19 protein-coding genes are annotated in these 24,376 nt (G+C 39.9%); 7 read left to right on the forward strand and 12 right to left on the reverse strand.

The genetic code is table 11. The annotated features are described in order from the left end of the window. The first annotated feature begins 244 nt into the window (after positions 1–244). Positions 245–3,403, forward strand: coding sequence for a ligand-binding sensor domain-containing diguanylate cyclase (locus FLL46_RS07275; protein ID WP_142892827.1), 3,159 nt, complete (start codon positions 245–247; stop codon positions 3,401–3,403). 27 nt (positions 3,404–3,430) lie between these two features. Here FLL46_RS07275 and FLL46_RS07280 read toward each other — a convergent pair whose 3' ends face one another. The 7 genes from FLL46_RS07280 to FLL46_RS07310 all read right to left on the reverse strand — a co-directional run bounded on the left by FLL46_RS07280 (position 3,431) and on the right by FLL46_RS07310 (position 10,719). After that, positions 3,431–4,231 (reverse strand): GAF domain-containing protein, encoded by an 801-nt coding sequence (locus FLL46_RS07280; protein ID WP_142892828.1) that lies wholly within the window; start codon positions 4,229–4,231, stop codon positions 3,431–3,433. 36 nt (positions 4,232–4,267) lie between these two features. Further along, positions 4,268–4,948 (reverse strand): hypothetical protein, encoded by a 681-nt coding sequence (locus FLL46_RS07285; protein WP_142892829.1) that lies wholly within the window; start codon positions 4,946–4,948, stop codon positions 4,268–4,270. 30 nt (positions 4,949–4,978) lie between these two features. Continuing rightward, positions 4,979–5,449: an RNA polymerase sigma factor gene (locus FLL46_RS07290; RefSeq protein ID WP_142892830.1), complete on the reverse strand. Its 471-nt coding sequence runs from the start codon at positions 5,447–5,449 to the stop codon at positions 4,979–4,981. A gap of 194 nt (positions 5,450–5,643) precedes the next feature. Then, entirely contained in the window at positions 5,644–6,543 is a 900-nt protein-coding gene (gene sigJ, locus FLL46_RS07295; protein WP_142892831.1) for an RNA polymerase sigma factor SigJ, read from the reverse strand. A gap of 20 nt (positions 6,544–6,563) precedes the next feature. Then, entirely contained in the window at positions 6,564–7,076 is a 513-nt protein-coding gene (locus FLL46_RS07300; protein ID WP_142892832.1) for a hypothetical protein, read from the reverse strand. Positions 7,077–7,301: 225 nt separating this feature from the next. Further along, positions 7,302–9,242 carry a S8 family serine peptidase gene (locus FLL46_RS07305; protein ID WP_142892833.1) on the reverse strand — a complete coding sequence of 647 codons (1,941 nt, stop codon included), beginning with the start codon at positions 9,240–9,242 and terminating at the stop codon, positions 7,302–7,304. 373 nt (positions 9,243–9,615) lie between these two features. Beyond that, positions 9,616–10,719, reverse strand: a complete 1,104-nt coding sequence (locus FLL46_RS07310; protein ID WP_142892834.1) for a serine hydrolase domain-containing protein — start codon at positions 10,717–10,719, stop codon at positions 9,616–9,618. Positions 10,720–11,062: 343 nt separating this feature from the next. On the opposite strand from FLL46_RS07310, the gene FLL46_RS07315 reads away from it, so the two are divergent. The 3 genes from FLL46_RS07315 (at position 11,063) to FLL46_RS07325 (ending at position 14,127) form a co-directional block, all read left to right on the forward strand. Next, positions 11,063–11,938 (forward strand): TrmB family transcriptional regulator, encoded by an 876-nt coding sequence (locus tag FLL46_RS07315; protein ID WP_142892835.1) that lies wholly within the window; start codon positions 11,063–11,065, stop codon positions 11,936–11,938. Between the two features lie 24 nt (positions 11,939–11,962). After that, entirely contained in the window at positions 11,963–13,459 is a 1,497-nt protein-coding gene (locus tag FLL46_RS07320; RefSeq protein ID WP_142892836.1) for a serine hydrolase domain-containing protein, read from the forward strand. Between the two features lie 68 nt (positions 13,460–13,527). Continuing rightward, the gene (locus FLL46_RS07325) at positions 13,528–14,127 is read left to right on the forward strand and encodes a DUF488 domain-containing protein (RefSeq protein WP_142892837.1); all 600 of its coding nucleotides are present in this window, start codon (positions 13,528–13,530) and stop codon (positions 14,125–14,127) included. Between the two features lie 71 nt (positions 14,128–14,198). Here FLL46_RS07325 and FLL46_RS07330 read toward each other — a convergent pair whose 3' ends face one another. Further along, positions 14,199–14,966 carry a sporulation protein gene (locus FLL46_RS07330; RefSeq protein ID WP_142892838.1) on the reverse strand — a complete coding sequence of 256 codons (768 nt, stop codon included), beginning with the start codon at positions 14,964–14,966 and terminating at the stop codon, positions 14,199–14,201. A gap of 280 nt (positions 14,967–15,246) precedes the next feature. Then, the gene (gene blaDIM, locus FLL46_RS07335) at positions 15,247–15,993 is read right to left on the reverse strand and encodes a DIM/SIM/IMP family subclass B1 metallo-beta-lactamase (protein WP_142892839.1); all 747 of its coding nucleotides are present in this window, start codon (positions 15,991–15,993) and stop codon (positions 15,247–15,249) included. Between the two features lie 307 nt (positions 15,994–16,300). Between blaDIM and FLL46_RS27825 the strand changes: the two genes are divergently transcribed. Beyond that, entirely contained in the window at positions 16,301–16,432 is a 132-nt protein-coding gene (locus tag FLL46_RS27825) for a hypothetical protein (RefSeq protein ID WP_281281951.1), read from the forward strand. Between the two features lie 274 nt (positions 16,433–16,706). Here the strand turns inward: FLL46_RS27825 and FLL46_RS07340 are convergent, their stop codons facing one another. From FLL46_RS07340 to FLL46_RS07350, 3 genes are all read right to left on the reverse strand, one after another. Next, positions 16,707–17,261, reverse strand: a complete 555-nt coding sequence (locus FLL46_RS07340) for a YopT-type cysteine protease domain-containing protein (protein WP_168204082.1) — start codon at positions 17,259–17,261, stop codon at positions 16,707–16,709. Between the two features lie 313 nt (positions 17,262–17,574). Next, positions 17,575–19,029, reverse strand: a complete 1,455-nt coding sequence (locus FLL46_RS07345; RefSeq protein ID WP_142892841.1) for a lipase family protein — start codon at positions 19,027–19,029, stop codon at positions 17,575–17,577. Between the two features lie 151 nt (positions 19,030–19,180). Then, positions 19,181–19,624 (reverse strand): SRPBCC family protein, encoded by a 444-nt coding sequence (locus FLL46_RS07350; RefSeq protein ID WP_142892842.1) that lies wholly within the window; start codon positions 19,622–19,624, stop codon positions 19,181–19,183. Positions 19,625–19,921: 297 nt separating this feature from the next. Between FLL46_RS07350 and FLL46_RS07355 the strand changes: the two genes are divergently transcribed. Then, the gene (locus FLL46_RS07355) at positions 19,922–20,314 is read left to right on the forward strand and encodes a hypothetical protein (protein ID WP_142892843.1); all 393 of its coding nucleotides are present in this window, start codon (positions 19,922–19,924) and stop codon (positions 20,312–20,314) included. Between the two features lie 341 nt (positions 20,315–20,655). Next, complete coding sequence (locus tag FLL46_RS07360) at positions 20,656–24,288, forward strand: hypothetical protein (protein WP_142892844.1); 3,633 nt, start codon at positions 20,656–20,658, stop codon at positions 24,286–24,288. Positions 24,289–24,376 lie beyond the last annotated feature (88 nt).

Here is a 24,376-nt window from a genome sequence, read left to right on the forward strand (position 1 = left end):
AACTACCAAAACTTGTGTATAACACTAACCTGATATTGATAGTGCTCATTCAGTAAAAAAATTAACAATTCCAGTAAAAATCAAGCTACGCATTTCCATCAAACCGACTAAGCTTAAAACTATTACTTTAATAACCACAGGTATTTATCAGGCTTAACTGTTGAATAATTGCAGATTTAACACACAGATCGCTAAGAAGCTATTCGGGTACAGCATTGTCTTATTCTTAAGTAGTTTTTTACTATTGAGTCCCACCCTTCAATCGCAACCGAATTCTTTGCCATTTCTACGACTTGGTGATAATCAGGGGTTGCCGAGCAACATCGTAATAACCATTATGCAAGATAGTTATGGCTATATCTGGTTTGGGACAGGCGCAGGACTAAGTCGGTTTAATGGATATCAGTTTACCAACTTTCAACATGACCCACAAAATCCGAATAGTTTACTCGCGAATAAAATCTGGGCGCTATATGAAGATGAGAAAGGAATACTCTGGATAGGCACGGAATTCGGAGGACTTAATCGCTACGATCCCAGCACTGGCCTGTTTTCCGCTTATATCCATGATCCCGAAAATCAACATTCCATCAGCCACAACTACGTGCGCGAAATTCATCCTGCCCCAAATGGTAAGTTATGGATAGGTACAAGTGGCGGCGGGCTCAATCTTTTCGATCCGCAAACAGGGCAATTTAAACATTACAAACACGATGCATCCAACCCGAACAGTTTATCGGGTAATTATATTCGCGCTTTAAAAACCGACGCTAAAGGCGGTCTCTGGATTGGCCTTAGTTCTAGCGGCCTGAATTACCTTTCTGCAGATGGTAAACACTTTAAACATTATCGGCATTTACCCGGCGGAACCAATCAAATCAGCTCTGATATGGTTCAAAATATTTTACTTACTTCAGAAAACGAACTCTATGTGGGAACCTGGAAAGCAGGCCTTAATCGACTCAACATCAGTTCTGGTAAATGGACTCATATCAAAAGTCAAAATGATGAATCGAGTGTATTTCATCAAACTGCGATAGTTTCATTGATCCAATCCAACACTGGCGAAATTTGGGCCGGAACTGCAGCCAGCGGACTTTATCAATTTGACCCACAAACCGATGCGTTGTCTCTTTATCAGAATAACTCAAGTGATATTCAAAGCCCGCCAAGCGGTAGCATTTTTGCACTAGCCCAAGATCGCCAAGGGCTAATCTGGCTCGGCTCCTGGGGAAACGGTGCGGCCGTTGCCAACCCTAAGGCCGCTCAAATTGTTCGCTATCGACATATCCCGGGCCAACCGTCAAGCCTTGCTAACGGGATTGTCGGTGGCGCAGTCATAGACTATAAGCAAACGCTCTGGGTTGGCGTGGAAGGCGGTGCTCTGAATGCCCTGGAAAAAAACACAGAACAGTTTGTTCGACTAAAGCATAATCCCGAAAACCCACAAAGCATCGGCGATAATGATGTGGTCGTTGTTTATCAGGATCCAGTTGAGAAGGAAATATTGTGGCTGGGCACTCGCTTTGGCGGCGTCACTCGTTTTAATCTGGATACCAATGAATTCCGGCATTACCAGCACCATGTAGACAGTCCAAATAGTTTAAGTGACAACCATGTTGTATCTATTTATCGCGATAGAAAAAACATCTTATGGGTTGGAACCACTAATGGCCTGAACCGAATAAATCTGACAGACAACAGCATCACCCAGTTTAGAGAAAACGCCGCTATTGAAGGTGCTCTGAAAAATGAATGGATTGGTGTCATTTTCGAAGATTCTCAAGATAATCTCTGGTTTGGCAGCGGTGCTGGCCTGGTTCGACTAGACCCGAGTACGATGAAATTTATTTCCTATCAACACGACATTAACAATCCCAACTCAATCAGCCATAACTTAGTCTGGGATATTATCGAAGATAAACAAAATCATTTGTGGATATCAACGGAACAAGGCATAAACCGTTTTCGAAATACGGCAGCATCACCGGCGGAAGCGCGCTTTGAGCGATTTGGTAATCAACAATTCGTTTCGATGTTACTCGATGGCACGAACAAAATATGGCTAAGCGCTCAACAAGGAATTTTCCAGTTTGACCCGGTGTCGGCTCAATTCAAACTTTTCGACGTTTCTGACGGCGCATTAGGCAGAAATTATTATCCCTCCAAGTTAAAAGATGAAAACGGGAATTTTTATTTTGGCGGCTACGATGGATTGATTCAATTTAACCCACTCACTTTAAGTCGAATTAACACCCAACCCGAAGTTCTTTTTTCAGAATTGGTTCTTTACAACCGCGTAGTCAGTACCGAAGACGAAACATCAATACTCAACCAGAGAATCGAAGATACTGCCCTTATCAGCATTCCTTATTCTGAATCAGTGTTTTCACTGCGATACTCAACCCTTGATTATTCATTAATGGACAAGGTGTTTTATCGCTACAAGTTGCACGGTTTCGATTCTCGTTGGACTGAAACCAATTTGAATAGTTTGACTTATACCAACCTCGATCCAGGAAACTACCAACTAGAAATACAGGCAATGGACAAAGACGGAAACTGGAGCAAGGAATCTACAAAATTAGATATCAATATTGCAAGGCCTCCCTGGAAAAGCTATTGGGCTTACGCGTTTTACTTGCTGAGTATTTTTGCAGTCATTCGCTATTACCTCAATTCTCAAAAACGACGACTTGCCTATGAAGCGCTAAAAAGAATGAGTTTGACCGATCAACTGACCGGTCTGAAAAACCGCTATTTTGTTGATCGACACATCCAGAGTGATGTCGAAAGTTGCTTACGTAAATATCAAAATCAATCGCTGGAAGGCGAGCACCAATTTATTAAAAACTCTGACCTGGTTTTTTTCCTCATAGACATTGATCATTTTAAACAGGTCAATGATCAATATGGACATTCAGCTGGCGATCTGGTTTTAAAACAAATGCGAAAGCGCCTTGAAAATGTTTTTCGAAAATCGGATTACCTGGTTCGATGGGGAGGCGAAGAGTTTCTAGTTATCGCACGTAATACATCGAGGGAAAAAGCCGCCATAATCGCGGAACGCTTTAGACAGGTTGTCGCTATGCAAAACTTTATGATCTCTGATAAAAAAAGTTTGCCGCTCACCTGTTCGTTGGGCTTTGTTCCTTTTCCACTTATTCCATCGTCACCGTCGTTGATCAGTTGGACCAAAACGCTCGACCTGGCAGATCATTGTTTATATGCGGCCAAACGAGCAAAACGAAATGCGTGGGTTGGAATAACAGAATTTAAGTCCGCCGACTCAGCTGATTTATCATTTTCCTTGCTCAGGCATCATACCGCACAATTAATTGAAAACAGGACGCTAAAAATAGTGACCTCAGTACCTGACAATGAGTTAATTATCTGGGATTGATTTTCGATAAATAACCAATAGGAAAAGCTAATGTTGTTTTGGCTTACGGTAGTGTTGAATCAATTCTAATGAATGCATAACTCCCTGCTTAATATATTCCATTTCTTCCAGTTGTCTCTCAGAAAAGGCAGTATCCATCATAAGCTCGCTCATGCTAACCAAAACATCATCAAGTGAATGAGTTAATTCATCTTCGATAGTTACTTGATTATCTTCATGGAGCAGAATTTTTTCTGCTTTCATTTTCTTAGCTTCAAAGACTGGCTCATATTCAACCGCACTCTTGCGATAAAAAAATTGGCTGAGATATAGCTCAATATTTTCCTTCATCAACTTTAGAAACTGCTGAACTTTCTGATTGAAATGAACTTCTTTGCAGTCAAGAATGCAAATAGTGCCAAAGCGGCTTCCGTCAGGCCAATTCACCGGCTCACCTAAATAAGCAATCATACCAAGTTCGATATCGGGATTAGAATCCCAGTCGGGATCTTTCAAAGCATTAGGCACAAGCAACTGACTGTTGGTATCCATGACCATTTCACAGTAAAGGCGAGATTCCAGTTTTGCCAGTTCACCGACGCGGTACGGGTTGCCTTCTGAATCACTCGATACATAAACCTCAATATCATTTTGTAAAACACGCATAATCAGGCAGGCGGGAACATTCGCGATGTCCGCAATGATATCGACAGTTTGTTGCCAGATATCTTTTATTTCCGTTGGTACTTCATAGTGGGTCAGCTCGATCACCGGTGAAAACTCCATCTCTACCAGCCAATTGACTCTATTAAAGATAGCATATTCGGAAATTACATTCATCGCTACCATGTGTTTTTAACCTGCCCGGCTAAGAAATTTACCTGGTTAAGATTTGTTAAGCGTGTAGTCAGTGTTTATTTCTTCTTTAATTGCGTATAGTTTTTCAAGAAGTGGACGAATTTTTTCTTCTACGAGATTATTTTTCAACCAAACTCCCAAAAATAAAGACACAACAACAAAAACAAAATAAAGAGATAAATAAATATTCGGATACCAGCTCCCTGATAAACTATATTGAAGTCCCCAGAAAAATAACACACCAATTATCGCTGCAGGCGCTAATGACCATGTGTTCGCGCTGGACCATAGTCTATTTTGCTTTTCCAATTTTTCAATTTCCTTATCCACGCGAGATGTCAGTGTCCAGCTTAAGGAATCATCGACTTTTATTGCAAAATACAACTTAAGCGGAACAAATAGGCAATAAATCGCCATTAAAAATAACCCCAGGTACATCATAAAGTTGAGTTTCGGCTCAAAATTTGACGCGAGTTCTGGCAGGAGTTCTTTGACAATTAGTGGGTAAATATAGGGCCCGGATACCATTGCAACAATAACCATGATAAAAGCAAATACTGCAACTAATGTCTCGATAAGAAAATTTCTTTTTATCGACCGTTCAAATTTACTCACTTTAGTTTTTAACTCACTAAATGATAAGGGGTTCTTAATTTTCATTGTTTGTTTTTCCTTTTCTATCGCTTTTTTTAAATCATCTAATTCCATCGTTTATCTCCTTTTTGTAATAAATATCAACTAATCAACAAATTGCTCTCGAAACTTGACCTTTAAGCGAGAAATTCTCACTTTTATTGCATTCGCTTTAATGCCTAACACACTTTCCATTTCACTGGCCGTTAATCCATCTAAATACATCATAAGAACCGCACGATCGATCTCGTTTAATGTGCTAATAAAAGCATGTAATATTTCATCGTGACTGAGCCCCTGCGACGCAGCATCAACGCTTTTCATCGCAATACTCTTCTCTTTTACTTTACGTTGCTTTATTTCCGTTCGCTGATAACTGACCGCAGTGTTAATGGCGATTCGATACAGCCATGTTTCAACTTTCGAATCTCCGCGAAACCGGCTATGACTACGCCATAGCTGAGTTAATATCTCTTGCATTAAATCTTCGTAGTCATGGAAGTTAGTGTAACTTCGCGCTATGTTACGAATCTTGCTGCTGTTATTTGTTATCAAAGATTCAAAATCAATAGTCATTTATTAGTTTTTTTTTCGAAGGTTTAAAGTATTAGTCGTTAAAAAGTATCGATAGTTACAAAGCTGACAAAACCATAGTCAATAAATACTTTAACAGCTATTTGAAAACCAAAGGTGAGATGGCGCTGGGGCAAGCTGCGCTATAGGTTGATGATATTTGCTCGAAATACAGGAAATAAGACACTCAGAGAAAGTTAATGTCTGGTGAAAACGGCTAATTTATCGGGATTACGCAAGGCATATACCCCATTTATTTTTCCAGCATAAAGGTCGAACTGGAAAGCCGTGACAATTTGACCGTTGATTTGCAGAATGACTCCAGGCACACCGTTAAACCATTGAGAGACAATATTGACATCATCGTCATTAGACTCTTTGAAGTTAGGTTTGAGTACTCTCATCAGGAATCGGGAAACCGCATCACGGCCATGTAACACCTTCAACGCGGCGGCAGCTTTACCTCCTCCATCAGAATGAAAAACAATGTCATTTCTAAAAGTTGTTTTCAGATTATCAATATCGCCACTTTTAATCGCATCAAAAAATGCGTTAATGATAGACCGATAATCCTCTTTTACCTCAGCTTCTTTTGTTTTTTGCAATGAGCTTTCTGAAGGAATTATCTTAGCTCTCGCTCGGCTGGCTAGCTTTCGGCAACTCGCAGGGCTTTTATCCAGTAGCTCACCGATATCTTCAAAATTCATCTGAAACAAATCATGCAAAATATAGCTTGCTCGTTCATTAACACTCAAGCTCTCAAGTAACACCATCAACGCCATAGAGATAGATTGATCGAGTTCGTATTCATTTTCCGGCAATGCTTTATCGTCAACAAATGGTTCTGGGAGCCATGGCCCCACATAAGACTCTCGTTGTACCCGAGCACTTTTCAAATAATCCAGAGACAATCGGGTGGTCACTTTGATCATCCAGGCGTAAGGTGCCGCGATGGTTTTATTATTGCTATGAAACCACTTAATAAAAGTTTCGTGGACGATATCTTCTGCTTCCAGGTAAGAACCGGTAATGCGGTAAGCCAACCCAAGCAGCTTACCACGTTCTTTTTCGAAAATTTCAACAACCTTATCTGACATTTTTAAATTCAATGATTGAGCTAAATGCTAATGTCGATAATACTACAACTTTTCGTAATTCCTAAAGCGCGCTTAATCGTTGGAAACAATGCAGCTGTACTCACACTTAAGCCAATCTCTAATAGCTGGCCTTTACTAAACCGGGCTTTCATTCGGTCTGTTAATGCGTTGTCGCTAGCTTCATTTTTAGCGATGCTCGTCGAATAATCATATAAATCTCTCAAGTCATTTGATAGTGAATCAGGATCTTTGACTGCTGCGACAACTATTTCAGTATCGATGTCACTTTCCAATGCCATTTTCACATTCAGCTGCAAGCATTCGCCGCAATCTTGAACTTTCATCGCTGCGAACTTGGAAACCCAATAAGACTCCGCATCAAGTAGTTCATTGTGACGCGCCAGCGGTAGCATATCCGAAAACTTCTGATAGCCTGACGGTGATGTTTTTAACAGATCTCGCATGTACTGACTGTCATATCCATAGTGGGTTTCAAATTCATTAATGAGCTGTAAGTGTTCTGTTTGAGTCACAATTTCGTCTCCAGTTTGGATTAGTCGATTAGAATACTTGATTAAAATTTCCTGTTTCATGAATAAGACGATTGAGGTAACCAAAGTGTGACATCGATGAGCATAAGTTGAGGGCGAGGTTTAGGAGGAAAAATTAGTAGGTAGTCTAAAAGAAGTTTGTAAAAGAAAGCCCCTCAAAAATAGAGGGGCTAGATGAGTCTTAGAAAACGCTAAGACTTTTCACTATTACTCATAACTACCTGAAAGAGTCAAACCAGAGAATGCGCGATATGCCCTCACCCCAATATACCAGGTTCCTGCGCCAGGGTTAGTAAAGCTACAAGTCTCTTCGTTACCGTTTAAGTATGGACGACAGTCATAACTGGAAGTAGAAACTTGTGCGCCATCTCTCACGTAAAGATCGGCATCTCCACTACCACCGGAAATACTGACACTAAAGCTACTCATTCCAGCTGGAATTTCGACGGTATGGTAAACCCAGTCTCTGCGACTGGCCGACAAATCAGTGTATTCGAATGAGTCGCCATTACTTCCACCGCCGCCATTATCTTCATCGTAGCTTACCGATAAAGAGACGCCAGAGAAGGCAGAGTAACCACGCAACATGATGTAGTAACGTCCTTCACTCGGAGAAGCAAAATCACACTCCTCTTCATTACCGTTAATGTACGGCCGACAATCATAATTATTCGTAGTCGGCGCAGCGCCAAAACGAACGTATAGGTCAGCATCACCAGAGCCACCGGTTGTAGTAACAACCAGATTGGTAGCACCGGCGGGCACATCAATATAGTAATTAAGTTCGTCTCCGGAAGAGCCGCTTAAAGATGAAACAGAATCACCGTTATTGAGCTCACCTTCGCCGGTACCGCCACCGCCTCCACCACCGGTGTCTCCTTCGCAGCCAAACTCGGTTAGATAGTCATAAGCATCTTTTGCTAACACAAGTCCGTTACCATAACTTTGATCCCAACCGTTTGAGCCGAGATCTTCAGCTGAGGCATTTAACGCGTCTCGCATCTGCGCGTTAGTGCAGCTTGGAAAGTGACTCCACACTAAAGCTGCAACAGCCGATACGTGCGGTGTTGCCATGGAAGTTCCTGACCAGGCTTCATAAGTGTCATTAGGTAAGGTTGAATTAATGCTGACACCCGGCGCAGCGATTTCAACTTGCGAATTTTTCTGTGACCAAGATGCCACACTTTTACTTGAGTCAATTGCAGCAACAGACATAACCGAGTCGTACGATGCAGGATATGAAAGCGCATCGTTACCGCTGGAAGTACCGTCATTACCCGACGCTGCAATCAATAGCACGCCATTGTTATAAGCGTCATCAAATGCATTTTGTTCAGAATTACTCGAACTACTTCCGCCCAAGCTCATGCTTACGACATTGGCACCGGCATCAACACATTGCCCTACTGCAGCAGCCATATCGGAGCCATAACCCCAGTTACCACTGTTATTAAAAACTTTAACAATGTGCAGCCCCACTAAATCGCTAGAACTTACGCCAACTACGCCTACACCATTGCCGCCGATAGCAGAGATTGTTCCCGCCACATGCGTGCCGTGACCGTGGCCATCCTGATACCAGTTTCCGGTATCATTGCCATTCCCATCATTGTCATCACCGGAGATACCTGAACCCTGGTAAGAACGTAAATCTTCATGATCGCCATCGTAACCAGTATCAGTAATACAAACTTTCATCGAGCCAATGTTATTGTCACTCAATTGATCAGCTTGAACCATCGTGATTCCGTAAGGTGTGCTTTCCGCCATGGGCGTAATATCCGTTGCCATTGGTACCGGATTAAAGATCGCCCTTTTAGGATCGATTTCTACATATTCGACCATTTCCGAAGCTTGCAATTGTTCAACTTGCTTTGCTGTCAGCTCAACTGCAACAGCGTTGATTCGTCCCAAAGTTCGTTTGAATTGACCGCCAAATTTCTCAACATGTTTTCTGTTGTTGTAAACACGGTTATCACGAGCAATTGTCGACATTTCAGAAGTCAAAGTCGAATTACCGTCCCAGCCTTGTTTATATTTAACAACGTAGCGTTCAGCTGAATTGGCATTAGCTGCGGAACATAGCCCGATCACTAAAGTTGGAATGATAGCCGTCCGGAAAGTGGATCTTTCCTGTTTATTTTTCATTATAATCCTCCAAATAATTATTGTTTTATGCGCTTTTAATTTCCGACATCTCAACGACCAAAAATTAAAAAAGCTCATGGAGGCTATCGCTAATAAAATAAGTTATCCAGCCGATGGATTTTTATATCCTTGTTCAAGATATTATTTCCTTATTTTTTGCACAATCTTTACATAGTCTTTACAAAACCTTACATTGGAAACTCAAAATGAGTTCCTTAATTTCATGTAAGTGCATGAAAAATTTAGTTTTCTTGAGTACAAAGAATTTTCTAACCCGATTTTAAAATAGGAGATCTTTAAGACAAGCTGGCTAATAGATCTGACAACACCAGCACCAGAAAAATTGCGCCGCGTTTGAACACGGCAGAGAAAACTATAACTTTTCCTCCGATTTAAAATAGCTGATGACCGTTCTCATCAATTGACTTTGAAGCTCATATGTTTTTTCGCCTCCATTGCTCAGAAAAACAATTTCTAGATTGAGTTTGGGATGAAAGAAAAGTTCAGATTGATAACCATCGTTAGAGCCACCGTGAGAGAAAAATGGCTGTTTACCCCAACCGATAATCCAACCAAGGCCATAAAAACCGTCATCTCCTAAATCCGCGTGAACTTTAGTCATATCTTTGAGTGTTTTTGAGGCTACAATCTTGCCGCCTTTTAACGCAACGATAAACCGACTTAAATCAGCCAGGCTGCTTACCTGTCCCATAGCCCCTGTATTGTATTGCTGAATACCAAAAAAACGAGATGTTTTAGCATAGTTAAGAGCAATATCTGATCTTAAGCTACTGGGATTATCGATAATATAAGAGTCTGTCATTTTCGATGGTATGAATATATTTTGCTGCATATATTCTGCAAATCTCTTTCCGCTCACGCGTTCGACTGTTTCAGCCAGCAAAACATAACACACATTACAATAACGCCCTTTTTTGCCACTAAAGGTAGACACCTTAAGCGTGTCTGAAATAAGAAATTTAATAACATCAGCATTAGTCGCATTGTTGGCCAAATGTAAGTTTTGATCTGCAAAAAAGTCACGCGAAACCGACACTCGGTGGGATAACAGATGGTGTAAAGTGATTGTTTCCCATTTTTTTGGCAACTCGGTAACATATTGAGTGACAGAATCAGTCAACAATATTTGGCCTCGCTCCAATAGCTGCATAATAGCCAAAGCAGTAAAAGGTTTACTGATTGAGCCAATTCGAAATCCTGTGTTTAATTGAATTTTGGTATTTTTAGTAGCGCTCCCTTTGCTCGACTCAAAAATAACTTGATCATCTTTACGAATCAAAAGTGCAATGCCGGGTTCTTCGTCTAGTTGCTCTCGCAAAATGTTAGTCACTTTACTTTGCAATTTATGGAATGAAGTTTTGTCAGCAGCATAAATGTTTAAGCAAACAAATAGTAGAATCGATGATGTGATTAGCTTTACAACCGTTATGTGTTTTACCGCTTTTATTAATTTCATGATTGCCTTATGTGTTATTTTATTGACTCTCCTGGAACAGGGTTTTTATTCCGAAAGCACGAGATAATCCATTGCTTTTAAAGAGCAGGTTAAGATTTGAATTCATCAACGAACAATTAAAAATATAAGGGTTATTTCCATTAGTATTTCTGATTTGTAGTCCACCGATTGAATTACTATTGCTGTGGTTCAGTGCTTAGAAAAACCTATAACTCATTGATAAATAAACATAATATTGACCAATTCGTAAATGATACTACTCTCCGAAGATAAGTAACGCTTGTAAAACTTTACAAAAGATATATAGTAGTAGTTAAGACTACTACTAATTAAAGGCGGCACAATGGCTAGCTCGATAGAAGATATTAGTTCTCAAGTTTCAGAAAAACTCACACAAATTGGTTTTACCCAGCTGGAAAGTGAAACTTACTTATTTTTACTAATCAATGGCTCAAACACAGGTTATTCAATTGCTAAAGGCATCGGCAAGCCTGTAGCCAATGTTTACAAAGCGGTGGAAAGTCTTTCCAGAAAAGGAGCCATTGAAAGCTCCGTGGCTGAAAGTAAACAGTGCACAGCTGTTCCGTGGGAACAATTTTTATCAATTCAACAAAAAAGCTTTATTAATAAAATAGAAACACTAAGTGAATGTTTAAAACAGCTCCCGCTACAACAACAGGACGAAAAAGTTTACCAACTTAACAACACAGAAAACGTTATCGCCCAAAGCATTCGAATAATCGACGAGTCAGAAGAAATTTTACTTGCAGATATCGAACCCGACGCTATGGAATGGTTACAGGACTCTCTAGAAAAAGCAGCGCATCGGGGTGTTGATGTAAGAGTAAAAGTCTACACCCCCATAAATTTAAAAGGAGTAAAAATCACCTTAAGACAGCAAGGCGAACAAATTTATCAAAAGACACAAGATATTGCTTACAGTCTGTGCGCCGATGGAAAGGAGTCAATTATCGCACTGGTAACTTCGGATAAAAAAAGAATCATTCAAGCGTTTCGCACCCAAAGTGCATTAATGAATATGTCGATTTATAACGGGCTTTTATATGGCCTGATTTTAACTGAGTTAAAAATACAACTTCCCAAGGGCGATCTTTCTGGCGCTCAAAAGCTCCTGGCGGAAACTGAGCACCTGCATCCCTTTAGCGCTGAAAATAAAGTATTTACCGTATTTAGACAAGGCTACATCAACCGCCGCTAATATTACTCCAGGAAGCAAAGAACCATGAAAAAATTACTAACTAACATCATTGCGTTGACAATTTTTCTTGTATTACCAGTTTACAGTAAAACTGACTTTAGCTTTCTTGATCAATTTGTCAAAGAAAATAAAAAAGTCATTGAGCTGCCTTCGGGCACCGCGGTAGCGATAATTAATGATGACAAAATAGTTTATGAGGGCTACTTTGGGTATGCAGATATAGAAGCTCGACAAAAAGTAGATGAGAAAACATCCTTTTATATTGCCTCAATGACGAAACCTTTTTTTGCATTAGCAACGCTGTTAAAAGAGCACCAGGGTGACATTAGCGAAAATACTTCACTAAGAGCGCTTTTTCCAAAAATGAGCTTTAATGGAATCCAGCCGGAAACAGTTACAGTCAAACATTTATTAAGTCACACAAGTGGCATAGACAATCATCCGCTAGTCTTGGCAACTGCGTACACTGGTATACACGATAACTCTATCCGCAATTTACTAGTAAGGAAATCGTACCCCCATGAAAACGTGAAACTTAATCAATTTGAGTATACTAATGTTGGCTACAATATTTTAAGTGTCTGGTTTGAAAATAAATTTGGTCAGAGCTGGCAGAAATCTTTGCACGACTTAGTTTTAACACCGTTAAAAACAAAGCAAACCTCAACTTTTATGAGCGACGCTAAAAAGCACAACTGGAAACTGGCAAAAGGCTACTCGGTAAAGAGCGAGGAAAAAAGCAAAGCCGTTTATTTGAGCAAGCAAGATAACACGATGCATGCCGCCGGCGGAATGATATCAAATGCCAGGGATCTTTCTCGTTTTATTATTGCTCAAATTAATCAAGGTATTGTCGACGGCAAACAAGTGTTTCCAAGTAAGGTCATCGAAAAATCTCACGAAGTTCAAACAAAATTTACGAGATTTGGCGAAGAGCAAGGGTACGCCTGGGGTTGGTTTACTAGAAAACTCAACGAAAAGCAGCTTTACGTTCATCGGGGCGGCTTTTCAGGATTTAGTACGTATATGTCATTTATCCCCGAAGAAAAGTTAGGTTTGATAGTGCTAAGCAACCAGGATAAATGGGGTGGCGACTTGGCGTTCGCGATTGAAGATGCCGCTTATGGTAAGTTGTTAGGGAAAAAAGACTCTGAAATCAAGAAAGAGCTAGCAGAGCAACTGACTAAAACAGCTCAACGTGCCAAAAAATTTAAAGAAAAAAATGCATTAAGGAAAAAAGCTGAAGCCATCATAAAATCAGAGCTAACACTCGATAAAGCAGCCTACGCAGGAATCTATTCTCACTCGCTGTTAGGTGATATTAATATTCAACTAAATACAGACAAACAACTAGCTATTCACTGGGGAAATATGTACAGCATTGCGAGTTTTGGGGAAAAGCCAGAAAGCGCCAGAATTGAGTTTGTCCCTAATTCTATGGAAACATTAGAATTTCAGATAAAAGGTTCAAATGTTGAATCCTTACGATATAAGGAGTATCTATTTAGAAAATACCCATAAACGCTAAGACAAAACTAAGTTATAATTCAATCCGATAAAGCATTAACTTAGCAAAGGTTAAGCGATAAATGATAAAAAGAGTTTTTACCATTGGTTACGCGACAAAACCAATTGATATTTTTATCCAACAATTAAAAGATTACTCTGTTAACGCTGTAGCTGACGTTCGCTCTGTTCCCTACAGCAAGGCGTTTTTTGATTACCATCGAGAAAATATAACATCACATTTAGCTAAAAATGGCATTCGTTATGTCTACCTTGGCGATGAACTTGGCCCCCGCTCAAAAGATGATAACCACTATAATGAAAATGGCCAGGTGCAATTTGATAAACTGATGGAAGCCAAAATTTTTAAACAGGGTATTGAACGAGTTAACCAAGGCGTAGAACGAGGATTTAATATCGCCTTGATGTGCGCTGAAAAAGATCCGGCTACATGCCATCGTAGTCTGCTGATTGGTTACTATCTTTTGCGCAATAACCTCACCGATATAACAATTGACCATATAACACATGACGGTCAATTAGAAACTCAGCAAGATCTTGAGAACCGCCTAACACAAATACACCAAACCGGCACCGACTTATTTATGGACGAGTGTGAAAGTAAAAAACAAGCTTACGAGTCTCAGCTAAAAAAAACATCATATATCAAACCGCTGGACTAGTTACATTTAGATTAGCGTCAGAATTATCAGCTCCCGCCGTTTATGAGTATCAACGGCGGGAAAGTGGGTCACTAACAATAGGAACCAATGACTTCTTCAAGTATGTTCCCTGCTTCAGTCGCATTGTTTTCATCAATGATAATTGAAGTTTTAGTTTCATTAAGATCCAACGCCGACAAAAAGAGTCCTTTGATGCCACGCGCTTTTCTATCGATCTCCAATAAAATGCGAAGTTGATCGCCTTCGTTGATGAAAACAACTTCAATTTCGCTCACCCTTCGTGCAAATGCCCCAGATCTCGCTTTAAACTCGAGCTCTTGCATAAAAGGAACATGGAAATTTTTAACCGCTTCACACTCAGCTTCAACTAACACAAAGCCCATTTCTTCTATTGCTCTCAACACTTCATGTTGAAGTTCATTGGGTTCAACCCGCACATAATCTTTATCAGATTTATCAAGCGCAAATTCTATATCGAGGTTAGTTTCAACCCAGGTCTTACTATGACCGAGAGTTAACGGAGACGTCTCGGGCATTTCAATGCAAAACGGAATTTCCTTTTCTTCATCAGGTTGTATTTCAAAAGCTTCTAAGTCATATGCGACAAGCGTTGCAGTTCGTTCCACAAGGTTAGTCTCTTCATCAACCTCAATCTCCGTCATATAGTTACAACGTACATCCAAGTCAATTTTTTTGATACTTTGCGCGACATTACCTCCTTTTACCTTAATAACACCAGACAACTCTCCCCCAGGGTAAACAATCGCATTATCGAGCAAAGTGTCCACTTTGGCAGCCCCAACGCCAACTTTTGAAAGTGCTTTTTTAAAAAATGACATAATGAAACAAATCTCCTTTTACTAAAATGATCATATTGTTTTGGGTAAATAGTTTTTGGGTAATTCGAACTTTAACTGGCGGCAGCATATCGATTTTTATCGGCATGCATTCGGCACATTAATTTTTAGTAACGATTCTCTAAAATCTAGTTCGAGGTTTGAACGCGCTGACTTTCAATTTATTCCTTGTTTTTAGCGAATAGGAACATTCGCGCAATTTGTAGCCAGTTGATTGGATAAAAGAAAAATACTATAGATTTCAAATTTCACCTTTAACAAATTATTCAGACGACTTACTAATTTTTGATTTTTTAGCAGCTTGTTGAGCCAATGAAATGGTATGGCTGAGTAATTTTTTATCACCAACAGCACCATGCCCGGGGACGACAAGATTGGCAGTTGGATAGTTATCGACAAGTTTCTGCACTGAGCTTGGCCAACTGTCAATAGCGGCTTCTCCGACATAGCCTAAACTTCTACTCGCTGCGCTACGGACTAAACAACCGCCAAATAAGATTTGTGATTTTGGAAGCCAGACAACCACATTGTCTATCGCATGGCCACCACCGGGATAAAAAACTTCTATCAGCTCTTTTTCCAACCAGAAGCTTTCAGAATCTATAGAATTTTTTGCAGTCGCTTTTCCGGATTTAGAGAGTATTTCATTGGTTAATTTTGATGCATAGGTAGGGATCTTGTGCTCATTAAGTAGTCGAATACCAGCAGTGCGATCTTCATGGGAATGGGTTGATATACTCCCTTTGAGAAAATACCCTCGCTCTTGAATCCACTTCATTAGAGACTTAGTATCTGCGTCTGACCAGGGAGTATCAACAATAAAAGCATTACTGCCACTTAGCACAATTAACCCATTCGACCCAACCATTCCAAATCCGTCAACAAATTGATATGAGGTATGGAGGTAAACATTCGGTTGAAGAAGCTTAATTTTTAATTTTGGAGTCTCATCACCAGCATAACTGAAATTGGCAGAAACAATTAATAAGAGTGCTAGTATATATTTCATATTTTTCTCTTCGACAATTGGCAAGTAAGCATAAACAACAGGCCGCGACAGAGCAAGTGTAAGAGAAGGACTAAAAAATACTAGAAATTCGATTTTACAATTGATGATTCTTTGCGAAAATAAACACAAATTTCACAATAACAAGGGAAGTTCTTCACATGCAAATACTTCTGAATATTTTTTGCTCCTTTGTGCTGATCATGGGGCTCGCCTGGGCTTTCCTTCCCGGCGCTTTCGGACTGTTAAACTTCAAAAAAATCATGGACCAGCCATAAACCTTATTGCGTCGGTTGCATGGTGGCTATTGATGCTAGTACATGTCTACGTTTTTTATCAGATCTGGTTTGTTGTTGATAGTAGCTATTGGTGGATGTTAGTTCCTTTCATTTTTCACATTTTGTATTTCCTTACTATTGGGCGTGATGTCAGCACTGCATAAAATAAATCGTAGGGCACGATATCAAAATCCCCCCTCTATTCGTGTGCTCACAAAAAGATTCAGTACCTGACACATTTAGAGAGAGTTTATTCGCTTTATTTTAATGCGGTTGCAATAAAAATTTAACATACGTTCGCGAAGCGCTAAATCTAACTTAGCTCAAGGAAGAGTGGTCAATTGAATAATTCAGGTTTAAAGGCTCACTTATTAATCAAAGCGAGCCCTGAGCGAACGCTCATGCAGAATCTTAACTTGACGGATAAATAGTAAAAATCTATTTATAAAACTTCAAAAATCGTGAAGTTTGTCCAGTCTGCGTTAGATAATCCTTAAGAAACAATACAAACTTAAGCGTCGTTGGGAATTTAAATACGCCATAATTTGGATCGAAAAAAGTCACAGCAGGCTTTGAGACTTTGGCTGCAACAGCATGGCCGTTAACCGCGAAAAATACCAATGAAGATGGGCCATTCACAATCCACTTTCCGACGTTGCCATCGTTGACGTTAACTTGAACACTCGCGCGAGTGAGAGAAAACGCTTTAGCAACTGCATCAATACCAACCTGGCCACCCATCCGGTTATTGGCCCCAAGTTGCTGTGCTCGCTCTGCAAACTTGAAAACCGCCTCCGAGTATTTGCTGTTTCCAAAAATCTGAGATGTTAAGCCAGATTTTTTGCCTGCAAGCCACATCAAGGATAATCCTCCGCAAACGCCACCTTGAGATTCAGGAATCAGGTTTCGCCAGTTTCGGGTAAGGCCTCTATCCTGTACAAATGTTGCTGCTTTTCGACCACCGTGATCTATCGCTAAGGCTGTTATTGACATACACATTTCCTTTTTTGTAAGTTATGAAAGGGCTCCGGGTTGGCAATAGCTCAATCATCTTGATGCAAAAGAAACACCACAGAACCACTTTTAAAATTCAATTTTCTGAACCCGCAGTTTATATTTTTTCAGACATAAGCGAAAGCGCATTTAAACGAGGTTTATACGATAAATTAGCAAAATTGAGAGCAAAGCCACATAATTGATTATTTTAATCTCATTTAGAGTTTATCAATGATAACCAAGATTATAACCATGCCGGACGTTACGATTTATCGTATGACTGATACATTAAATAACATGAAACATTCAGCTACTTCTTACGAACCACCTTAAATACACCATCAGATGGTAACCGAACCAATTCAATATCAATGATCGTCGTTTTAAAGCTCTGAATAATATTTTGCACTTGTTGCGTGGATAGTTGAATATTTAACGGTACAAAAGCAATATCGTTTGAGTCTGGTTCATGCCCTGTGATTTCAATATCCAGCGGTGCAATCTTGCCCAATAAATCGTCAAATGTTTTAGTATCATCATTAAACGACTGAGTCCGCAGATAGAAAGTGATAATTCCAGCGCTATTTTTATTACCGTGATGATCTTCAATTAATTTCTCTAGCCGTTGCTCACCTTTTTTCGGTTTGGCTGTATTCATCATCACATCAAAATGCTTTACCCCATTGCCAAACTGATCGCGAATTCTAAATACTAACTGGGCATGCCCTTCATATTGTTCCTGGGGATGCCATTCAGTGAGTCTCCATTTCAACTTGGCGGCCCTTTCAAACGTCTTATCTTTCGCGGCATTAAATTTTTCTACAGCTTTCTGATACGCAGTATCGGTTTGCGCAGTAGTCAAAGCCGCTTTAACCAGCGGCATCACACTCGCTCGATTTTTGGTTCCGGATACGATACCGATTTCTTCACCGAAATGCGCTGTTTCAAAAGCAATCGCAAAGGGCACTGTTTGGCGCTTGGTACTTAAAAACGATAGATCATAATCATAGAGTAACTCTGAAATCTTTTTGTTCTGCATTCGTTTGTTCACCAGGCTTTTCAGCTTCTTCACACTCATGGTGTAAGCTTTTGGCTTGGGTTTGACAGGAATGTAGTTAAAGTTAAGATTGGTCGCACTAGTTCTTACTGTGTTATCAGAAGAGTCTTCCTTCACATAGCGAATAGGAACCACTCGTAACGCATCTAATGTTTGCGAACCAATGATATTAAATTCTTGTACCCGGTAATCACGATACATATCCTCGCCCGGCTTTAGAAAATGAGTGTGAATGTCCAAAGTGTCAGAGCTACCAAACTCTAGCGCATCCAGTATTCTAGAGCCGACACCAGTGCCTTGAGAAAGCAAATTCTTCCAGCGAGATAACTGTCCCTTGCCGATATGGGCTAGACCGCTACCAAAGTTTGCGCCGGCCAGATGGATCAGGTTTTGAATGGGACAGGGTTTAGGCGAATAAAGCTTAATCCAATTTCTGGCAACTAATGCGCCAGTACTGTGAATGATGACATGGAAGCCACTTTCTAATAAATCGGGAAATTCCTGTTTTAACGCCCTATCCATCGCATAACTCACATCGTCTAACATCACACCGTCACTTAACGAAATCCAACGACTCAAATTCAAGCTTTTGATGGTACCAGAGCCAAATCGTTGTTTGAGCTCTTTTGGCAAGGTACCGTAGATTTTTTCAACAGTGTTGTCTTTACCTTCAGTGCTGTAACCGTGGATGAGTAAAATTGGGAGCATAACTTTCTTCCTTGGATCTTTTGAGCCGATTATAGTTTAAATAAGTCTAGTTCATGCGACTTTTTTTTCGCCAGATATTTTTGTTTTCGGAGCGAATCTGATTGAGATACTTCATACCTTTTTATTCAGAATACCAATGCCTTTGAACACATTAATCGCCAATATGAATTTTAACATCATTCGGATAAGGTCTTCCCTTGCCCGTTTCGACGAGCTCTTTGAGGCTCAATAAATAGCAAACCCACTTTGTGCTGAAATACAAAAAGTCATCTTCTGTAGCATTATCATTTTGATGAGTCAAAGTAACAAACACCTGATTTTCAACCTGCTCTAATTCAAAAAGAAGTTGTGAGTTTTGCCACGGCCCTGGCCCTTTCACACATTTCAATTTTACCTTGCTATTTACCTGGATATCTTGGTACTCAAAATTCAAAATAGCCAAATCAGTAAAGGTCAGATCAATTTTTCCGCCAATCTCAGCAACAATATCTGTGGAAGAAGCCCACCATCCAGACAGACCTTCATTTGTTGTGAGTGTCAAGAACACATCATCGATAGCGCCTTCTATACCTACTTTATGTTTTACTTTTGCCATGGCTATTTTCCTAATCTTTTCTGTTTGAAATGTCTATACACTACTATATTTTAGAAAAATTAAAATCATCGAATCAAGGTTGCCACGGGTATATTAAGCCTATAACCAGAACATGATCCTCGAAAATCAAATAATGTCACTCACAGTCAAACAATGTGCCAAATCACCACTGAAATACCACAGTATCCACTCTAGTAATTAGTTAACCTTTTCACGGTAGCTAACTCGGTTAGCCACAATTTTTGTAAAAACCAAATAACTTTTCAGATCATTAATTATTTTTCGAGAGGATATAAAATGAAAAAGATACTCTTTGGCTTTATGGTACTTTTTGCTTCTAATACCGTTTACGCAGATGATGTCGATCAATTGAGTGTATATGATAAAAAAGCCCATCACGAATTTGACCAGACTTATTCAGAAGCTACTGATTACATCGATGATAGCTTGGAAATATTGGACAAAAACCTACCCCAACTTGCTGGTCCCTGGTATATAAGCGGCGCAAAAACTTTCGTTCATCAATACGGTGCCCAACTAGTATTTATTAATGAACACGGTTCTCTGTCCAGAGGTTATTTTCTTTCTAATACGGAAGTTGTTGCAATCGACTGGGGCAATCTCCGCGGAAGCCTTTCAGGTGGAAACACCGTGATTATTTGGCACAACGGCACTTATTGGTATCGGTAGTTAAGGGATAAGCAATATTGAACTTCACTATACCTGCCTGACTTTAGTCGAGGGCTAACTTATGGTGAATACCTAAATATTATTTTTTGATCTCGGAGAGAGGTGAGCTTTGAAATATTTTCTCGGCCAAAACCTCTCTCTGATTTCTAGTCATCAAACCCGAGCAACTTAATCGAAAACTCCCTATTTCAGCAAACTCTTTCTGAGATATTTCTTACACTATCGTTTATCGCAAGCCCAACTACATAAAAATGCTCCCACTTGAATACGGAAATTCCGTATTGGCGACTTTAAGAAAGTGCTATTATCCTGTGAAATGAGATTTTGCGGAGATAAAACGAATGAGTTCATATGTCCCCATTCAAGAGAACTTAAACAATCTCTGGGAGAGATTGTTTAAGTGTAACTCTGCTGAAGAAAAAATCAACTTAATTGCTCAAGACATTGGAGAAAATTGGCTAACAAAACAGACAACCAATGGAAAGAAGAGAATTACAGGAGCAAGTGAAATAGTCTGCTTAGAGTCTCTCAACCCTGGAGACAGCACTCGTATTGCCCTGATATTTGAGTTACTCTTCGAGCAAGAAAAACTAAAAACAAGCTCTCTTAATCAAACTAAGCGACTTAAGATAAAAAGCACTGTCCGTGAAAATATCGTAAAACGAGCTCGCCAAATTGGCAGTCAAAAAGTAACTGCAAAAAAACTGGAAGAAGCTGCTTCATGGCGTAGAAAGAAGAAACAGCAAATCAAACTCACCCCCGCTTTAATAGAATCAATTGGAGAAGAAGTTAACGAAAAAATAAGAAGTAGAAATAAACTACCACCAATCGCTCCTCTCGAATTTTTTACTCGTCGTTTTGATTCAGAGAATGCAATATCAGAATTTGTTGAATGGATCGCAGGTACACCAAGTCAACAAAAACGCTACGAAGATTCTCAGATTCATTTAGTGTTAGACCAGGGTCCTATTTATGATGAGCGGATACAAAAACTAGAACAAATAGCCTCAGCTCTCCGCGATAACATACGACTGATCAACATTCACTGTGAAGATCAGTTTATGGGATTGTCGGCTGTTATGAGAAATTTGAGAACATTAATTCACAATGTTGATGAACGCATTAAGCTTGCTCCAATTTGCTATTTAAATCTCTCGAAAACGCCAGGCTACCATGAACCTGTCGACGTACCTTTGATACTGAGTCAAATTCAAGCGTTTTATCAAATTAAAAACTCGAAAAATATTCTCCCTCCGTGTACCGATGCAGAAATAGAAACCGCAATAAGAGAAATTCGTGCCGCAATGCTAGGGCATCCGTCTATCTTAATTTTTGATGGACTGCGCTGCAAGGAAGATCACTTACCCGAACTGCAAACTGCAATACGGGATGATGACTTTCATTGGGTTCTCGATCGGCTAACTGAACCTTTGCTTCACCGTTCGATTGATGAAACCCAATGGGATACCTTTAACCAGTGCACAATTATTGTCACTTCTGACTTGCAGATTAAAGATCATAAGGGCGCTAAGAAAACTTCACTTCACAATAGTTTTTGCTCAATTCCCTGGCCTAAACCATCAGCGCCGGCTTTATGGCATAAAATTATTCCAGAGCTTGGACTGAATAACGAAAAATGGGTCAACGACGCTTTTTTGGAAGTAAAGCGAATGGCAATGTTGGGATCTGAGAATTTAGCCTGGATACTGGATACCTGTGTTAGCGTTGTTGAGGGAGAAAAAACCAAGCTCGATGAGCTTCTGCATGATCTCAAAGTAACGAGTACCAAACAGAAAGATTGTCCTGAATTGCTTCAGGAACTTAAACTGATCGCGCTAGGTTTTATTTGGAATAATTTAGCAGATAAACCAATTTGGAAAGTATTTTTGATTTTTCTCGCAATTTCTCCATCAGGCGTCCGCGCGTCAACATTTGACAGAACACTTGCCGAGTGGAAAAGAATTTTAGACTGTGGCAGCTTTCAATTTAATCTTAACGACTTTCGATTGTATGAAAGTGATACTGACATTAGTATCGAGAAACAACTCCGTGAATTCGAACAAATATTTAACAAGCTAGTTACGCGCAAACAACGAGATTATGTTCCCGGGTACGACGGCGATATTATTGAATATTCATTAGAAGAGTCTCGCCAAGGCTTAGTATCTCTGTCAGGAAATCATGACACTGACTTTAATTCTGATTCTTTCGACCTCATTCTATTTGAGTTCAAGGCTTACCTGGTAGAACTAATAAGCCGCGAATATAGCTACAATGTTTGTCGACTAGCTCATCGTGTGTTAGCCGAAGAAGCAATGAGACAACAAACCATTGCCTTTAAACGCTCATCGACTGAAACCCTCTCCAGTTTGAGAGGGTATCGACGACAGCTTGAGGTACTTTATCATGGCTATCTTTCGTTGCCAGTTCTCAAGGAGGAAGAAGATGAGTATCCGATTGACGCTAATCCAGATTTACTTTCTGTCATACCGAGTGAAGCCTTAGCAGCCTGGTACTATCTCACTAAATTTTGTTATATCTACGTCCTTGAACGTAGTAACTTTTCTCTTTGCCGTAAGTTTGGCGCAGATGAAATAAAGCTTGAACTTGTTAAACTGGCATATAGCCCTGGACAATTTCGTGAGTCATCAAATGCCAGTGTGTTCAATGATGGAAAAGTTTATTTTAGAGAAGCCAAGAAAACACCGGCGTTGTATAAACGACTTAGAATATCATGGCTTCAGGCCGCTCTGTCCGTCGGAAGAGGGCTGGATGAGTATTATGCTTTTCAAGACGAATTTAAGATCAATGCTTTTGCCAACAGCGACCTCTCAGGAGGCGATGCACTTCTCCTGTCAGAAAAGTCTCACAAGTACTTTAAATTTGCCATTGACGTAATGAATGCCGAGCCAGATCATAAGATTGTAAAAGATGAATACCATGCTTACTATGGTCGCATTCGAAAACTTTTGGAGCAAAGACTTCGAAATACGATTGGTATTAAAGATGGTTCTTCGCAAACTGAACTCGAGGCATATATCTATTCTCAAAGTCAATTGCTAGAGTTTATTTTTAATCGACATAATTTCGAATCTTTTTTGGATGTCAGGCAACTAGCAAGCCGTTATTCACAAAAGGTTTGCTCTCCGTCTCCAACCCAGATTGCTAATCAAGTCTTCGAATTAATTGGATATAAAAAGAGTAGAAATGTCGTTGACTTGTTAAATCGAATCGCTGAGACAATCTCTAATGAAGCACTACTAATCTATCGTGAGGAGAGAGAAAAAGGAGGGTCAGAAGAAAAAACCAGAAAGCTTCGTTACGACTACGCACGTAGCTTGATCTTGTCTTTTTCATTTCTTCGTCAGGCCGAGGCCCTCAGACTTAAATTGTTTTCTAACTCTGCCTATGGAGATGCCAATGCCATTAGCGGAAGTAGCGCGCGACTTATGATCAGAATAGCGCTTAGTCTGGAAAGTCAAAGTAGAACACAACATAATGTTAATGCCGTTGGTTACTTCGGACGAAGAGCCAGAAGGATGTCTGATATTGTTTGTCGTTATTTATTCGACTTTCCAAGAGAGCGTGCAAGTATGCTAATTGTGGAATCTTCCATGATCAGAACATTAGAAGCCAACGGAAATGGCAACAATCTTGAGTCGCTTCTCAACTGCTTGCATTTGTTATCCAATGCAGAGGAAATTGTCGAATCGTTAGATTACTCGACGCGACTTCGCCTGGAATTTAAGCATGAGAGGTTTCAGGTTCTATTAGCCTTGGCCTATCATTATCGCCATCTAAAAAATGAAGAACAGTCAAAGTTTTATTTCGAGTTAGCGAAATATGATGAATGTGAGCTATCAAATTTAGCCTCAAACCAACCTAACAACTTGTTGTTTTGGAAACTATGCGAACGAAACTTCGAATCAAGGATTGAATTTGAAAATTCGCTAAAACATCTCGAAAAAAGATAACCTGGAGCTTATTTAAAGCTTTAGAAAAACCTCTTACTTCCCAGTAAGAGCAAACAATTGCGCGCTCTTAATGCCCACCACTTTTTCA

Source organism: Aliikangiella coralliicola (assembly GCF_007004725.1).
GTDB classification, from domain to species: domain Bacteria; phylum Pseudomonadota; class Gammaproteobacteria; order Enterobacterales; family Kangiellaceae; genus Aliikangiella; species Aliikangiella coralliicola.

Excerpts from the sequence above, each read along its gene's own strand:
- FLL46_RS07360 (WP_142892844.1), top strand. The coding sequence starts at position 20,656 with ATGAGTTCATATGTCCCCATTCAAGAGAACTTAAACAATCTCTGGGAG.
- FLL46_RS07290 (WP_142892830.1), bottom strand. The coding sequence starts at position 5,449 with ATGACTATTGATTTTGAATCTTTGATAACAAATAACAGCAGCAAGATT.
- FLL46_RS07340 (WP_168204082.1), bottom strand. The coding sequence starts at position 17,261 with ATGTCAATAACAGCCTTAGCGATAGATCACGGTGGTCGAAAAGCAGCA.
- FLL46_RS07310 (WP_142892834.1), bottom strand. The coding sequence starts at position 10,719 with ATGAAATTAATAAAAGCGGTAAAACACATAACGGTTGTAAAGCTAATC.
- FLL46_RS27825 (WP_281281951.1), top strand. The coding sequence starts at position 16,301 with ATGCTAGTACATGTCTACGTTTTTTATCAGATCTGGTTTGTTGTTGAT.
- FLL46_RS07350 (WP_142892842.1), bottom strand. The coding sequence starts at position 19,624 with ATGGCAAAAGTAAAACATAAAGTAGGTATAGAAGGCGCTATCGATGAT.
- FLL46_RS07285 (WP_142892829.1), bottom strand. The coding sequence starts at position 4,948 with ATGGAATTAGATGATTTAAAAAAAGCGATAGAAAAGGAAAAACAAACA.
- FLL46_RS07280 (WP_142892828.1), bottom strand. The coding sequence starts at position 4,231 with ATGGTAGCGATGAATGTAATTTCCGAATATGCTATCTTTAATAGAGTC.
- FLL46_RS07325 (WP_142892837.1), top strand. The coding sequence starts at position 13,528 with ATGATAAAAAGAGTTTTTACCATTGGTTACGCGACAAAACCAATTGAT.
- sigJ (WP_142892831.1), bottom strand. The coding sequence starts at position 6,543 with ATGTCAGATAAGGTTGTTGAAATTTTCGAAAAAGAACGTGGTAAGCTG.
- FLL46_RS07320 (WP_142892836.1), top strand. The coding sequence starts at position 11,963 with ATGAAAAAATTACTAACTAACATCATTGCGTTGACAATTTTTCTTGTA.
- FLL46_RS07355 (WP_142892843.1), top strand. The coding sequence starts at position 19,922 with ATGAAAAAGATACTCTTTGGCTTTATGGTACTTTTTGCTTCTAATACC.
- FLL46_RS07345 (WP_142892841.1), bottom strand. The coding sequence starts at position 19,029 with ATGCTCCCAATTTTACTCATCCACGGTTACAGCACTGAAGGTAAAGAC.
- FLL46_RS07330 (WP_142892838.1), bottom strand. The coding sequence starts at position 14,966 with ATGTCATTTTTTAAAAAAGCACTTTCAAAAGTTGGCGTTGGGGCTGCC.
- FLL46_RS07315 (WP_142892835.1), top strand. The coding sequence starts at position 11,063 with ATGGCTAGCTCGATAGAAGATATTAGTTCTCAAGTTTCAGAAAAACTC.
- blaDIM (WP_142892839.1), bottom strand. The coding sequence starts at position 15,993 with ATGAAATATATACTAGCACTCTTATTAATTGTTTCTGCCAATTTCAGT.
- FLL46_RS07305 (WP_142892833.1), bottom strand. The coding sequence starts at position 9,242 with ATGAAAAATAAACAGGAAAGATCCACTTTCCGGACGGCTATCATTCCA.